Source organism: Maribacter polysaccharolyticus (assembly GCF_028882255.1).
GTDB classification, from domain to species: Bacteria; Bacteroidota; Bacteroidia; order Flavobacteriales; family Flavobacteriaceae; genus Maribacter_A; species Maribacter_A polysaccharolyticus.
The window spans coordinates 480516-496440 of sequence record NZ_JARBUY010000002.1 but is presented as its reverse complement, the minus strand read 5'-3'; the positions used below and the strand labels follow the sequence as shown (position 1 = coordinate 496440).

Annotated in this window: 12 protein-coding genes; 4 read left to right on the top strand and 8 right to left on the bottom strand. The window is 43.2% G+C overall.

The features are described from left to right. Positions 1–73: 73 nt before the first annotated feature. The 3 genes from PHU20_RS08050 to PHU20_RS08040 all read right to left on the bottom strand — a co-directional run bounded on the left by PHU20_RS08050 (position 74) and on the right by PHU20_RS08040 (position 6810). Positions 74–2416 (bottom strand): GH92 family glycosyl hydrolase, encoded by a 2343-nt coding sequence (locus tag PHU20_RS08050; RefSeq protein WP_274825176.1) that lies wholly within the window; start codon positions 2414–2416, stop codon positions 74–76. 256 nt (positions 2417–2672) lie between these two features. Continuing rightward, on the bottom strand, positions 2673–4550 hold the full coding sequence (locus tag PHU20_RS08045) for a sodium:solute symporter family protein (protein WP_274824840.1): 1878 nt from the start codon (positions 4548–4550) through the stop codon (positions 2673–2675). A gap of 10 nt (positions 4551–4560) precedes the next feature. After that, entirely contained in the window at positions 4561–6810 is a 2250-nt protein-coding gene (locus PHU20_RS08040) for a GH92 family glycosyl hydrolase (protein WP_274824839.1), read from the bottom strand. Positions 6811–6970: 160 nt separating this feature from the next. On the opposite strand from PHU20_RS08040, the gene PHU20_RS08035 reads away from it, so the two are divergent. Both PHU20_RS08035 and PHU20_RS08030 read left to right on the top strand, forming a co-directional pair. Beyond that, positions 6971–8101, top strand: coding sequence for a sensor histidine kinase (locus PHU20_RS08035; protein ID WP_338040884.1), 1131 nt, complete (start codon positions 6971–6973; stop codon positions 8099–8101). Beyond that, positions 8101–8808 (top strand): LytR/AlgR family response regulator transcription factor, encoded by a 708-nt coding sequence (locus PHU20_RS08030; RefSeq protein ID WP_274825174.1) that lies wholly within the window; start codon positions 8101–8103, stop codon positions 8806–8808. Before PHU20_RS08035 ends, PHU20_RS08030 begins: the two co-directional genes overlap by 1 nt. 172 nt (positions 8809–8980) lie before the next feature. Here PHU20_RS08030 and PHU20_RS08025 read toward each other — a convergent pair whose 3' ends face one another. The 5 genes from PHU20_RS08025 to PHU20_RS08005 form a co-directional block, all read right to left on the bottom strand. After that, positions 8981–9742, bottom strand: coding sequence for a helix-turn-helix domain-containing protein (locus tag PHU20_RS08025; RefSeq protein WP_274824838.1), 762 nt, complete (start codon positions 9740–9742; stop codon positions 8981–8983). A gap of 121 nt (positions 9743–9863) precedes the next feature. Beyond that, a complete protein-coding gene (gene can, locus PHU20_RS08020) occupies positions 9864–10505 on the bottom strand; it encodes a carbonate dehydratase (RefSeq protein ID WP_274824837.1) in 642 nt (213 codons plus the stop codon). An 18-nt stretch (positions 10506–10523) separates the two neighbouring features. After that, on the bottom strand, positions 10524–12083 hold the full coding sequence (locus tag PHU20_RS08015; protein WP_274824836.1) for a SulP family inorganic anion transporter: 1560 nt from the start codon (positions 12081–12083) through the stop codon (positions 10524–10526). A 134-nt stretch (positions 12084–12217) separates the two neighbouring features. Next, on the bottom strand, positions 12218–12496 hold the full coding sequence (locus tag PHU20_RS08010) for a hypothetical protein (RefSeq protein ID WP_274824835.1): 279 nt from the start codon (positions 12494–12496) through the stop codon (positions 12218–12220). A 334-nt stretch (positions 12497–12830) separates the two neighbouring features. Further along, positions 12831–13973 carry an MFS transporter gene (locus PHU20_RS08005; RefSeq protein ID WP_274824834.1) on the bottom strand — a complete coding sequence of 381 codons (1143 nt, stop codon included), beginning with the start codon at positions 13971–13973 and terminating at the stop codon, positions 12831–12833. A 196-nt stretch (positions 13974–14169) separates the two neighbouring features. Between PHU20_RS08005 and PHU20_RS08000 the strand changes: the two genes are divergently transcribed. Next, positions 14170–14931 (top strand): SDR family NAD(P)-dependent oxidoreductase, encoded by a 762-nt coding sequence (locus tag PHU20_RS08000; protein ID WP_274824833.1) that lies wholly within the window; start codon positions 14170–14172, stop codon positions 14929–14931. A gap of 25 nt (positions 14932–14956) precedes the next feature. Continuing rightward, positions 14957–15865, top strand: a complete 909-nt coding sequence (locus tag PHU20_RS07995; RefSeq protein WP_274824832.1) for a helix-turn-helix domain-containing protein — start codon at positions 14957–14959, stop codon at positions 15863–15865. The last annotated feature ends 60 nt before the right edge of the window (positions 15866–15925 follow it).

Below are 15925 nucleotides of genomic sequence, written 5' to 3'. Positions count from 1 at the left end.
TCAAACTGTTCAATATCCATAATACCAAGTGTGTTGCTCTATCGCTTTCCTTGGCAAAGAAAATTTTAATGTCCTATTTTCGATTACTTAAGGAGTATGGTACCGAATCTTCGCCACTTGCCCATTCCGTATTCGGTTTTTTATCCATGGTAAACTGCAATGTGCCCCCTTTGACGATGTCATCATACTTTAAAAAAGACTTATCGTAATCCACACCGTTCAATCTTGCCGATTGTATATAAAAATTTTCCTTACCGTTCCCTGGGGCCGTAATTTCAAAACGATTGCCGTTTTCCAAGGAAATACTCGCTTTTTTAAATAACGGACTACCTATGACATACTGATCCACGCCGGGCGTAACCGGATAAAAACCAAGGGAACTGAACACATACCAGGCAGACGTTTGCCCGTTATCCTCATCGCCACAATAACCATCCGGCGTGGGCGCATACAACTTGGTCAAGACGGTCCTGATCTTTTCCTGAGCCTTATATGGGACATTGGCGTAATTATACAAATAAATCATGTGTTGGATGGGTTGGTTCCCATGCGCATAATTACCCATGTTCATGATCTGCATTTCCCGTATTTCATGAATGGTAAACCCGTAATAGGAATCATCGAAATCAGGGGGCATATCAAAAACGGCATCCAATTTATTTTCAAATTCTTTTTTTCCTCCCATCAATCCGATCAATCCATTTACATCATGGAAAACGGACCAGGTATAATGGATACTGTTTCCTTCGGTAAAGGCATCCCCCCATTTCAAGGGATTGAATGGACTTTGAAAAGTTCCGTCCTTATTTTTACCGCGCATCCATTTTGTAGTGGGATCAAACAGGTTTTTATAATTCATGGAACGTTTGTAGAACGTATCGGCCAATTCGGTTTTCCCCATTTTTTCGGCCATTTGCCCAATAGTGAAATCCGCATAGGCATATTCCAATGTCCGGGCGGCATTTTCGTTGATGCCCACATCGTAAGGCACATAGCCCAATTCATTATAATATTCCAATCCCTCCCTACCTACGGAGTGGATCACATTCCCATTGGACAATGGCCTGTTCTCCGAGGTGGTTGCGTTCTTGACCATGGCCTCAAGCAAAACTTCGGTATCTCCCATAGCAATCCCCTTTAAAAAGGCATCGGCAATAATGGGTGATGAGTTAGAGCCGATCATACAATCCCGATGCCCCGGACTGGCCCATTCAGGCAGCCAACCCGACTCTTTATACGTATTTGCCAAACCTTCCATGATATGGCCATTAAGCTCAGGATACATTAAATTGAAAAACGGGAAAACCGCTCTAAAGGTGTCCCAAAATCCGTTATCAGTGAACATATATCCGGGTAAGACCTTGCCATTATACGGACTATAATGCACTATTTCATCGGACTCATCCAACTCATACATTTTTCTTGGAAACAGCAACACGCGATAAAGACAGGAATAAAAAGTCCTTATATGATCTATATTATCATCTTCGATCTGGATTTTCACTAATTCCCTTTCCCAAGCTGCGGTGGCTTTTTCCCTGGTGGCCTCGAACGTATCATCGCCGATTTCCCTGTCCAAATTCAATTGCGCCTGCTCCGGACTAATAAAGGAAGAGGCGACTTTTACATGTATTTCCTGACCTTTTTTAGTATTAAAACCAACGATGGCCCCAACATGGTCGCCTTTATTTTCTTTTGAATTCCCTTTCAATTCCCAATTATCGCCCCAGGTATGCGTCAATTCGAAATCCGTATCGAATTCAGCCACGAAGTAATTATGGAAATTCTCGGGAACACCCCCGCTGTTATTTCTGCAATACCCGATTATCTTTCGTTCTTCCGGAATTATCCGGACCATTGAACCTTTAAAAAAACCGTCCAACAATATATACGATCGATCCTCGGGAAAGGTAAATTTAAAGTGTGCCGCCCTTTCTGTCGGGGAAACCTCAGCGACTACGTCATAATCTGCCAAATACACACTGTAATAATCGGGTCTAACGGTCTCGGCCTTATGCGAAAAATATGACTCCCGTTCATCTTCCTGATATTTTAGATCGCCCGTAACCGCCATCAAGGAAAATGCCGCATAATCATTGATCCACGGACTGGGTTGATGGGTTTGCTTAATCCCTCGTATTTTTTTGTCGTGGTATTTGTACGTCCACCCGTCGCCCATTTTTGAGGTCATGGGGGTCCAAAAATTCATTCCCCAAGGTGTGGCGATTGCCGGATAGGTGTTTCCGTTCGATAGACTAAAGTCAGAATCGGTACCCATTAACGGATTAACGTACCCCAAGAGATCTTGCTCCACTTTATCGGCATGTACACCTTCCTGGGATTTATGCTCACTACAGGCCACTAAAAAAAATAGGGCCACCATATAGGAAATACTGATTTTCAATTGTCTATTCATTACCATAATGTGCGCTAACTTATTTCTTTCTTGAAGTTTCATTTTCTTGGACCAAAAATACCGATTCATAACAACACCATTTTTATAAACCCTGTTTCTTCTTGAATTCAATGGTTTCCAACTACGTATAAATAATTTTGTGGCAACGCTATCTACCGTCACAGCTTTAAAGGCCTTCTTTTCCCCTTCGATGGCATGTAACGCAGTATATGGAATCCTCATATATATCCAATCTCCACGATTTCATTTGACTCCGCTAATTTGGGATTTTCCTGACCTTATCCAACCAGGTGTATTTCAAAATAACCGAGGTTATTATAAATATACCCAAGGCCGCCCAGGTTTTCGGGTAATCCCTAACCATAAAATAGATGGGCAATACGATCATACTTGATTGCCAAATAATACCTACGGTACAATTCGCCATATCTTTCCAGAATCCGTTGTTTTTATTGACTACGATACCCCCCTTGTCCAAGGCTGTGATCACCGGTTTCCAAAAACCCCAAGGTCGCACGTTCCGATAAAATTTCCCCAAGGTTTCCATTTGGGTAGGCGGGGTTAGCCAAGTACCTAGGAAAGACCCCAGTAATGACACCAAGAAAATAATGGGAAATATATAAATGGCAGGTATCCGGGCCAATTCGTACAGCCATGTACCTACTTCCAAATGGATTTTATTTTGATCCAGGACGAACTGTAACGTAGCAATCAACAACCCGGAGGCCATTCCCCAGAAATAGCCCCAACCATTAAATCGCCACCACACCCATTTTAAAAAGTTCGCGGCCACATATCCCCCGAACAAAGCACTGGTGATCCACAGGGTCAATGAATTAATGGATTCCGCAAAGAACCCCATAAAAACCCCTAGAAAGACCACAACTACCGAAGCAATATGGCTGACCTTTATGTAATGCCGATCGGTGGCCACAGGCTTAAAATATTTTTTATAAATATCGTTTACGATATAAGCCGGCCCTGCATTCACAAAGGCCGAAAAAGTACTCATGAAAGCAGCCAATAACCCTGCCAACAAAAGCCCTTTGATTCCGACAGGAACATGGAAATTAATGACTTTCGGCAATAAAATTTCCAACTCGGCCCCTGTCAATCCCGGATCGGAAGCCATTCCAGGACCCAATACCACCAAAGCGATGACCACGATACCGGCAATCAACAAGTACCTGGGAATATAGAGTACCAAAGCTGTAAAACCACTCATATAAGCAGCTTCTTTTACGGTTCTTGTCGATAGTATCCGCTGCATATCAAAACCAGGGGTAGGCCCGGCAATACTGGCAAAAAATCCTTTAAACAGCGACATTCCAATGAACGCCCCGAACATTTTGTACCCTTCGGAATCGATCAGATCATTGAAAGCATCGAATTTGCCACTCCAATGATCCCCCAATTCCCAGCCAAAAAAGACATTCTTCCATTCTTCCGTAATAATCGCATTGATCTGTAGATCCGAAAATTCATAAAAGGCATATCCGGCCACTAAAATACCGGCCAAGACCATGATCAAGTATTGGAGCACCTCGGTCGCCACTACGGAGAACATCCCTCCTTTTACCGTATATAGGGTCGTTAGGATTATGATGATCATAGCATAAGATTGTTCGGAAAGAAGTAAGACCGATTCCCCGACTTGCCATGTAAAATCCCATGGCAGTATTATGGTCATGAACTTGCCGACACCTTCAAAAAAATAGGCTATGAACCCTACGGCTGCGATTACGGCAAATACCGCAACGATACTATGGGCGGCCCTACCCGCCCGGTCATCCCCAAAACGGGTCAACATCCATTCGGAGCCGGTCATGATATTGGACCTTCGGATCCAAACGGCCAGGAACATCATAATGAATATTTGGTTCCATACCGGCCACAACCACATGAACATAAAACTCTTTACACCGTATAGGAATAGGATCCCTACCATCCAAGCCGTACCCGAAACATCGAACATGCCCGAACCGTTACTAAGTCCCAAATAGTACCATTTTATACCGTTACCCCCTAAAAAATAAGAGTTCAACCCCTTTGAGGCCCTTTTGGATACCCAGATGCCCACGGCTAGGGTAAGAAAAACATAGAGAAGAATTATCGAAATATCTATTAGATCCATATAGGGTTATTTAGTTGTGTTTTTTTACTCCCCATTCTTTATTCGGGGTGGGTCCCATTTCAAATTCCAAGGTGCCTCCGGAAACAATATCCCCATGCATGATGTAGGTTCTATCTAGAAGTTCACCGTTCAGTTTTACCGATTGCACATAAATATTCTTTTGGGAGGTGTCGGGTGCGGAAATCACAAAGGTTTTACCGCCGGGTAACTTTATCGTGGTTTTTTCGAATATCGGACTTCCGATTTCATATTCCCCTGAAGCAGGGTTCATGGGATAAATACCCATTGCACTCATGATATACCATGCGGACATTTGTCCACAATCCTCATTACCACTCAATCCGTCTGGTTTTGTACTGTATTGGGTATCCATTATTTTACGAACCCAATATTGGGTACGCCATGGGGCATCGGCCTTATTCAGCATATAGGCGATATGGTGACTCGGTTCGTTCCCATGGGCATATTGACCAATAAGTCCGGATATATCGGGAGATACATTGTGGCCGCTCAGATCGGAATCTTCCGTAAAAAGTCGCTCCACCATTAGGGCAAAAGAATCCATCTTCCCATGTAGCTCCATCAAACCGGCGACATCATGCAACACATACCAACTATGTTGCCATGCATTGCCTTCGGTATAATCGGTATCTTCGATATGGTTAGAGGATTTTGGATCAAAAGGTTCATGGAAATTCTTTCCGTCCTTCGATTTACCCCTTAAAAATCCCGAACCGCCATCGAAAAAATTCCGGTATGCTTTTGAACGGTCATCAAAATAGGCGTAGTCCCCATCGTAACCCAATTTCTTGGCCACCTGCGCCACACACCAATCATTGTAAGCATACTCAAGACTTATGGAGACGGACTGATCCATGACTTCATACGGAATATACCCGTATTCCTTATAGGCCTTCAACCCCCGTTCATCGCCCATCATGGTCTCTTTCATGGCGGTATAGGCCTTTTGTACATCAAAGGAAGTATGTCCTTTCATAATGGCTTCCGCAATTATGGAAACCGAGTGGTATCCGGGCATTGTTCCGGTTTCATTACCCGATAGTACCCACACCGGCAAAACCCCGCTCTCGTCATAATAGACCAACATAGATCTGACCATATCGTCCAATCGGTTGGGATCGATGATACTCAGCAAAGGGGTTTCAGCACGATAGATGTCCCATAACGATAAAGACGAATACATCTTAAAATCGGTTTTGGCAATACTATCGTTCTGCATTCTAAATTCCCCGTTGAGATCATTGAACATGGTCGGGGCCACTTGGGCATGGTAGAGTGCCGTATAAAAAATCGTCTTTAAGCTATCCGTTGGGGTTTCTACCGTGATATTGGACAAGAGATCGCCCCAATCCCCTCGGGTTTTTTCCCGTATTTCCCCAAAACCGGGGTTACCCTGTGAGCTTAAGTTCGCTTTGGCATTTTCAATACTCACCGACGACACGGCAATTTTCACTTCAACACTGTCCGTATCCCCTTTAAAGAAAAACTGACCCCCTGCTTTTACCCCATGAACTTCCGTTGAGGCAATGCCCGTAGGTGCATCACCGATAAACCTTTGTTGAACGATAGGGCGGGAGGTTTCCATGGCAAAAAACACCTTTTGGTTTTTGGCCCATCCTGTACTAAAACGGTACCCGACGATATGCCGGCTGTCCTCCATCTTTAAACTACTTTCCAAGGGCTTGTCCCAATTAACCGCATATCCCAAATCGACGACAAAAGAAGGTTTCACCGCATTTTGATAGGTATATCTATGATACGCGACATAATCATTCGCCGTAAGCTCCACGGTAATATCGGGATCATTCAAATGTACTTTGTAATACCCCGGTGAAGCTTCTTCTCCCTCATGGGAAAAGTGTGAGGTATAGGGCAGGGAATCCCTTTTTTTCCCGAAAAGCCCGAGATCCATATCCGAATTGGTCGGCATCAAAAGCACATCGGCCAAATCACCGATCCCGGTACCGCTTAAATGCAATTGGGCAAAACCGGATATTATGGAATCCGTAATATGGTAACCCGAACACCAATCCCACCCAGTGGTCCCATTATCCGGGCTTGGCTGCATACGGCCAAAAGGCGAGGATGCTCCGGGATACGTATGCCCATGGCCACCGGTCCCAATAAAAGGATCTACATAATCGACTATGTTCCTTGCCTGTGACCGATCGGTTTTATGATCCGTACAAGACATAACAACTGCTACTGCAGTAAAAGCATATAATACGTATTTATTCATATTTATGGTTGGTTCTGCAATCTGGAATCCACTTACCTATTAACCCTTATTTAACAGGATATTTCTAAAATTTAAGTAACTTACCCCGCAATTACGACATCATAAATATTTCCACTTTTTCTTATAAACCGAACATTTTTAGACCAACAACGACCTACCAATGCCCAACGTCATCAAAAATGAATTAAACCCTATACAAGAACGGCCTCCTTTAAATGAAAGAGTAAGTGGATTTTTTAGAAAGAAGATGTCCAAAGACTATGACATCTCCTACGTACACCACATCATATTCTGGTCTATCTATTTCATGTTCAATACGTTACGCTGGGGGCACGTGCATAATGATCTACTATATTCCTTAAAGACCAACCTCGTTGGGTTTCCGATACACATTGCCCTTTCCTATTTCAATGTGTATTATCTAATGCCCAAATACATTTACACTAGAAAATATGTCTCCTATGCACTATTGATCTTAGCATCACTATTGATCATGCTTTTGGTCAAATTCAATGTCACCTATTATTTTGTCAGTACGAATGTGATGCCCGAGGCTCCCGAGGTGGTGGATACCATGACGTTGAATTATGCGATCACCACCATGTTGGGCGAGTTGTATGTAATATCATTCGTTACGGCCATAAAAATAACGGTCGATTGGCTGCGGGAAACCAATAAGCTACACGACTTGGAAAAAAGGCAATTAATGACCGAATTGAAATTCTTAAGGTCACAGGTCTCCCCCCATTTCTTTTTCAATACGTTGAACAATATATATTCCTTGACCTTGGAAAAATCGGATAATGCCCCTGAAGTGGTCTTGAAACTATCCGAATTAATGCGTTACCTCTTATATGCTGCCAATAAGCCAAAACAAAGCCTGAAAAAAGAAATAGATTGCATTCAGAACTATATCGATCTGGAGCGTATACGTTTTGACGATTCTTTGGAAGTGAACCTGGAACTATCCGGAATCTTAGAGAATAAAAAAATATCCCCCATGTTGCTTGTCCCACTCATAGAAAACTGTTTTAAACACGGGGCCAATCAAAATATCGGGAACATATTTATCGATATCAAGATCAAGGTCGAAAAAGACATGCTGTATTTTAAGGTCTCGAACACCATGCCCAAAAAAAGGAAGAAAAAGAAATCTTCTACCAAAAACAGTGGTATTGGGCTATCGAATGTAAAAAAACGGCTCGAACTTGGCTATGGCCAAAACGACTATGACCTCAAGATCTATGAAAAAGAAAAAATGTTTCATGTTGAACTAAAGTTAAAGGTATGATGGAGTTAAAAGCTATTATTATTGATGATGAACCGTTGGCGATCAATGTACTTAGGAATTATATAAGTCAGGTCAAGGAATTACAACTCATCAAAACATTCCCCAATGCCGTAGATGCTTCTGCCTATTTGCAGTCCCACGAAGTCGATATCATTTTTTTGGATATAAACATGCCCATTTTGGATGGTTTGGAGTTCTTGAAAACCTTGAACGAAGCCCCCATGATCCTTATTACCACCGCCCACGAGGAATATGCCTTGGAGAGTTTTGAATTGGAGGTCATCGATTACCTCGTAAAACCCATTCCTTTTCCCAGGTTCCTGAAATCGGTAAACCGCATCTTAAAATTAAAAAAGGGGAGCAGTACGAACGGACACAATGGCCATAAGGAAAAAGCCAATATTTTTGTCAAGGTCGATAAGAAGAAATTACAGAAAATCTACCTGGATGAAATAATGGTGGTCGAAAGTTTGAAAGACTACATCCGTATTAAAACCACTTCAGACAAGTTTATCGTACACAAAACCTTGAGCAGTTTTACCGAAGAGTTGCCGATAGACCAATTTATTCGAATTCACCGCTCTTATACCATCAATATCGATAAAGTACAGGTCGTGGAAGGCAACAGTCTAGAAATCGGCAAAACGCGCTATACGATAGGACGGAGTTACATAAATGATGTAAAGGAGAAAATCCTGAACAGATGACCCTATTGCAGCGAATGTACTTTTAACGCACCAGTCCACCTGAAAACATCGGATCGGGCGAATATCGCAGAACAGATATTCCGGAAGTCGGCGAAAGCGATACGGATGAAAGCATTCCTTGTGGTACGACCCATATCGAAAAATTCCACGGGAGCATCGTACCCTTGTCGTGTTAGTTTTGCCTCTTGTAAACCGAAGGATTGACCCCAACGTTTTTCTTAAAAAATCTTGAGAAACTACTTAAGGAACCAAAACCCAATTCAAAGGCCAATTCCTTAGTGGAAACCTCGCTTCTGACCAGCCTGCGCTTTGCCTCTGTAATTTGTCGTTGTTGAATGACCTGCTTTGCCGTTAGGTTCAATTTTTCTTTTAAAATCTGGTTCAATCGTTTTAAGCTGATCCCTATTTCATGGGCATAAAATTCGGGATTCGTTTCATTCAAAAAATGGGTCTCCATTAATTCCAAAAACTGAAAAACCCTTTTTTGATTCAAGTCCTGCACCAAAAAACCGTCATTCCGATAGCGGATCAAATGAAGCAACAATACCTTTAACAAGGTCTTTAGCATGATGTAAGACGCCCGATCACCATAATACTCCGCCTTTATCAAATCGATTGATTTCCTTAGCTGCCGTACTTCATTGGGGTCATTTAAATTGTATCGGGGATATTTATTGAAAAGTGACATGACATCCAATGCATATTCTATGTCGTCCTCATCGATAAGATCCCGTTCAAAATTGATCAAAATCCCATTCTCGGCATGGAACACCTCTTCTTTAAAAACTTCATTTAAAGGCTTAAAATGGATCGTTAGGGAGTTCTCCGATCGGGACTCAAAATAAATCCCCATGGAGTTGCCCGAGAGCAACGGGCTATTGCGTTCAAAATTTTGAACGACCTGGATCTTATTTTTCCAACTACCGATATCCATCCTCAATGTATGATCAAAGGCTACAAAAATAAGCAGAAATTAACCGTAGTGCATTTAATTCATCCAGTCGATAGACCCTTTGCGGTTGTCTCGCAACCATAAATGCACTACGGATCTATATTTAAACTACCCCGAGCTTATAAAATTCCTCCAATTGGGAATTGCATTCGAAATTGACGTTCAGGTCCTTGACGACTCCCGTTCCCACTCCATAGACCCAACCATGCAGATAAAGGTCTTGCCCCCTTTCCCATGCATTCTGGACAATCGAGGTTTTGGCTAAATTGTACACCTGTTCCATGGTGTTGTATTCCACAAAACGGTCTAGAAGCTCGGATTCATCCTTTATTGCCCCCAGCGAATCCTGATGCTGTCTATAAACATCCCTTATATGGCGGATCCAATTATCGGCCAGACCATACGATTTGTTACCCATGGCCGCCTGGACACCACCACACCCGTAATGGCCGCAAACGATAATATGCTTGATCTTAAGAACGTTTACGGCATAGTCCAAGACACTAAGCATGTTCATATCGGAGTGTACCACCATATTCGCAATGTTCCGATGCACAAAAACCTCCCCCGGTTTTCCCCCGATTATCTCATTGGCAGGCACACGACTGTCGGAGCAGCCAATCCACAATAACGGCGGTTGTTGACCCTTTTCCAATTTTTTGAAGAATTCCGGGTCACCCTCCAATTTAGATCGCACCCATTCCTTATTATTTTCGAGCAAGCTTTTATAAAAATCCAATTTCATGATGTTTTCGTTTTAAGTTCAATGTCCTACTTGAAAAACTTGATGCCCGAAATATTTCCTGAAACTTTCCGGATTGTCCAAGGTTTCCTTTTCCGCGATCATCTTGATTCGGATGTCATTATTTTTGGCCTTGATGGAAAATTCATCCAGATACTCCAAAATATCATAATCGAGCACTTTGGTTTTCCTAAAATCCAATTCCAGGTAAGAACCCTTTTCCAAGGCGTCCAACTCTTTCATGATGCGTCCTTTATTGATGAAGGTAACCTCTTCGGCAAAGTTGATATGGAAGAGGTTCTTTTTCCCTTGGTACTCCTTTAAAAGCAGATGATGGGAATTATAGTACGACTTTAAAAGGACCGTGATCAGCCCTAAGGTCAAACCTATCATTATACCTTTTAACAGATCGGTAGTAACAATACCGATTACCGTGAAGATAAAGGGAACGAATTGCGTCTTGCCCAATTTGTACATCTGTACAAAGGATTTGGGATTGGCAAGTTTATAACCGATTACCAACAGCACACTGGCCAATACGGCTTGGGGTATCAAGTTGAGCAAGGTTGGTATGGCGATGACGCTCAACAAGATCAATAGACCGTGCAAAATGGAAGATAGCTTGCTCATTGCCCCACTCATGACGTTGGCCGAACTACGAACCACTACTTGGGTTATGGGTATTCCTCCGATCAATCCCGAAACCGTGGTACCGACCCCTTGGGCAATCAGCTCCCTATTGGTAGGTGTCTGTCGCTTATAGGGATCCAGTTTGTCAGAGGCCTCTACACTCAACAAGGTCTCGAGACTCGCAACTATGGCAATGGTGAAGGCCGTGATATATACCGCACTATTCGACAAAGCTGAAAAATCCGGTAACGTAAACTGTCCTAAAAAAGACGACACATCCTGTGGCACGGGAACGCTCACCAATTGACTTTCATGAAGTGCGAAGTAACCCGATGCCCCCAAAGTGACATAAATGACGATTCCCGCGATTACGGCGATCAAAGGGGCGGGAACGAGTTTGAATATTTTGTTCTTTTTGGCCAGTACACCATCCCAAAACAATAGGATGCCCAATGAAATGACCGAAATCAATATGGCACCGGGCGTAATCTGGTCGTGAAGGCCACTGAGATTTATCCGATCCGTGTTCACATCCCCACTAAACCCAAATGCCAAGGGTATCTGTTGTACAAAGATCATGATTCCTATGGCGCTGAGCATTCCCTTGATGACCGCTGAAGGAAAATAATACCCGATTACCCCGGCCCGAAATACCCCCAATAAAATCTGGATGATCCCTGCCAAAATTACAGAAGTAAGGAAAAGTTCATAGCTCCCCAATTCGGTTATGGCATTGAAAACGATTACCACCAATCCGGCAGCGGGACCACTTACCCCAATCGAAGATCCGGAAAGATACCCGACCAGCACCCCTCCTACCAGTCCGGCGATAAGTCCGGCAAACGGTGGCGCCCCACTTGCTAGGGCAATCCCCAAGCATAATGGCAATGCGACAAAGAAAACAACGAGACTTGCAGGCAAGTCCTTTTTCCAATAGTTAAATAATTTCATGGAATTAAAAATTTAGAATAAAAGGGTTTATAGACCTTCCGGGATATGTACATACGGAAGCTCCTGAATAATTGAAATTCGTGATGGTAGATTACTTGGACACGTTTGTTCCAAGGTAATGTTCAATTACATGATCAACCTAAATATTCAGGGGGAGGGGTGGGCTGGGAAATCCCTAGTAGTGGTACACCCAGAGTCAAGTGCGTAGCAATGCCCAACTTGTTTTCGTTGGAATAATCCCTGGACAAAAGGGTGTGATTAACGGGAAGACCGAAATCGAATACATCCTCGTCAATATCGGATTCGGGATCATCTTGATTATCCTGATGTTCCAACTCAAAAACCATAGCCGTATCAACACTGTATTTTATCATGATACCATGTACCAAACCCAACATAAAAATAAGGGCCAAAAAGCTTGATTTACTATGTTTTGTCTTGATAATCAATTTTTTACAATAAATATTGGTTTTTGATGGAAAATTCTTAGTAAAATTAACTTTATACAAGAGACATTATACTAAAATACTGTTAAAGGGTGTGATAATTGAATTATCATCAAATTTTAGATCTTATTTTAAGTACTCAGTAAAATATTGAACACCGAAGTTGCAATTCTTCAATTTCTACATACTGGAATGGATATAAAACATATGACCCTTTCTATCAAAGGGCCTTTTTTTTTATAGTTGAGGACTTATACATATAAGCGCTTATGAATGGCTTATAAAAAAATGTAAACAAGATCTATTTTTTGACGATTCTCTGGAACAAAAAATAAATACTACAGGCTATCAACAAAGCCAAAACCGATGAAACCCCATAAATGGCCTTATAATTATTGGAAAGGGACTCAATGAATGTAGAAAGGAACTGTCCCCCAAAAACCCCCATGGAAAACAACCCTAAATTTTTTCCGAGATTTTGGGTAGAACTCACCTCGATCATCAAATGGTTCAATAAGGGAATGGTAAATCCGAAACCCGTACCTATGAAAACCACCGTTAACACTAAAAAGGGCACACTTAAGGTCGTCGCCAAAACCATATAGCCCATCATAAAGAACAAGAACCCCAGGGCCACGGTTTTACCCCCGCCCAAGGCTTTGACCATTTTCGGCATTTGGCTGGCGGTGATAATGGCGACCACTGAAATGGAAGCCATAAGATACCCTGTTTGGGACTCACTGAAACCAAAAGAATTCGGGAGGTATAAGGGCAAGGAAACAAAACCCACAAAGAACAACATCATGGCCAATAAGGAAGCTAAAAACAGCAACCTGACCTCTGATTTACCAGTATCCCCGGCCGGTGAAATTTCCTTGGTTTCCTTTGTTGAATGCCCGGACTTTGGTAAGGCCACCGCCACCAAAACCAAACACACTAAAGCGATAAGGTAAATATAAAAGGGAAATTGCCAATGCCATTCGCCCAAGACACCGCCGAGCGCCAAAAAAACAACACCCCCCAGTTCGATCGACATGCCTTGCCAGGCAATCATTTTCAACCGATCTTCCCCCGTAAATAAATCCGCCATAAAGGCGGTAACGGATACTTGCACTGCAACGGTTGCCGTTCCCAATAAAATCCGGTCTAGGATCAACACATAATCGTTGGTGATATAGGCCCCCAATACCCCCAAAAGCGCATAGGGCACCAGACCGAAGACCAACAACCGAAGCGAGCCCAACGTATTGAGCAACCTACCGATCATCGTAGCCGAGAGCACCACCCCCAATGAAGGTAGGGTTATCAACCAACTGGGCGAAAAACCCAATTGCTGGTTTGCTGCAATCGCGGAAAGCGAAGGAGCTATTACCGTACCCACCATAATGGTCAAACTACTGATGAGCAACAAAGTGAAAATTCCGAATTTCGATATTTTATCCATGCGGCAAAAATCAAACTATTCTTGCAGAAGTAGTTTACCTGATTTCCAAATAAGTTGTCAAAAATGGAAATGTTATACATGGCACCCTTCATACCACTCCAACACCCAATCATGGTTCTGCCTACAACAACCTTGGATTTGACTACACGAACGTTGCGGATTATGGGGTCCTTTGTCAAAAATAAATTCCAATCACATGTCAAACACAAAAATTGCTTTGGTTACCGGAGGTAGTCGTGGTCTCGGTCGGGATATGGCCCTCAATCTTGCCCAAAAAGGGATCGACATCCTATTCACCTATCACCGCAACCTTTCCGCTGCAAATGAAGTTATGGCCGAAATCGGGGCACTCGATCGGAAAGTAAAGGCTTTTCCATTGAACACCGCCAACTGCGATGGATTCGAAGCGTTCTTCAGCAACGTTTCGGATTACCTGAACAAGGAGTACGGAACGCCACATTTTGATTTTTTGGTGAACAATGCCGGAACAGGTATCTATAAACCCTTTATGGAAACAACAGAAGATGATTTTGATGAAATGATCGGCATTCATCTAAAAGGGGTGTTCTTCCTGACCCAAAAAGCCCTTAAGCTGATGAACAATGGCGGAAGGATCATTAATATCTCATCGGGACTTACACGGTTTTCCTTCCCCGGTTCATCGGCCTATGGGACTGCAAAAGGAGCCGTCGAGGTTTTCACCCGATATCTGGCAAAAGAACTGGGTTCCCGAAAAATAACCGCGAACACCGTTGCTCCCGGGGCCATCGGTACCGACTTTGGAGGGGGCGAGAACAAGAAGAACGAACAAAAAAGAAATGCAACCGCAAACCTAACGGCTTTGGGCCGCATTGGGGAAGCTTGGGATATCGGTGGGGTGGTTGCTTTCCTTTGCACCCCAGAGGCCGGGTGGATCAATGGTCAACGTATCGAGGTTTCGGGTGGCATGTTCCTATAAACAATATCTTTAATATCTTTAAACCATGAAGGTCCGAAGGATAAAAACCATAAGTGAGTTTCACCGCGTAAGGGGATTGACACCCCCGTTGCACCCCCTGGTAAGTCTGGTCGATTATGGGGAAGCAAAAATCCTTCCCGAGTACATCGGGGAACATTGGATCTTTGATTTTTATTCCGTAGGCATCAAAAGAAATGTGGGCACCCTTCGTTACGGGCAACAAGAATATGATTTTGATGGGGGAATTTTGTCTTTTATCGCGCCTGGGCAACGCTTAAGCATCGTACCGAACCATAGGGCCCGGATGAAACCCTCGGGATGGCTGTTGTTACTCCATCCCGATTTTTTTTGGAAGACCTCCTTGGCCAAATCCATTAGGGAGCATGATTTCTTCGGTTATGCCATAAACGAGGCCCTTTTTATGTCGGAAAAGGAGGAGGCGACCCTTGAAGGGATTTTATTGCAGATACAACGAGAGATCGCGACCAACATGGATGCCTTTAGCCAGGATATCATTATAGCGCACATCGAACTTTTGCTCCAATACGCGAACCGGTACTACCAACGCCAATTCATTACCCGTAAGAAAGAAAACCATACGGTCCTGACCAAGGTCGAAGCATTGCTGGACGCCTATTTCAATGAAGAGCAAACGATCGATACCGGACTGCCTACCGTACAGTACCTGGCAGACAAATTGCATTTTTCACCTTCCTACCTGAGCAGTTTGCTCAAATCGCTTACCGGACTGAATGCCCAACAACACATTCACGAAAAGTTGATTGCCAAAGCCAAGGAAAAATTGGCGAACACCGAACTTTCGGTCAGTGAAATCGCCTATGGACTGGGTTTCGGACACCCACAATCCTTTAGCAAGTTGTTCAAAAGCAAGGTAAACCTATCGCCTTTGGAATTCAGAACCGGTTGTAACTGAAAAGGGAAACCCTTCCCCAAGCCCAAAAAAAAAACGAAAACCGAAAGGGAAAAAATCCGC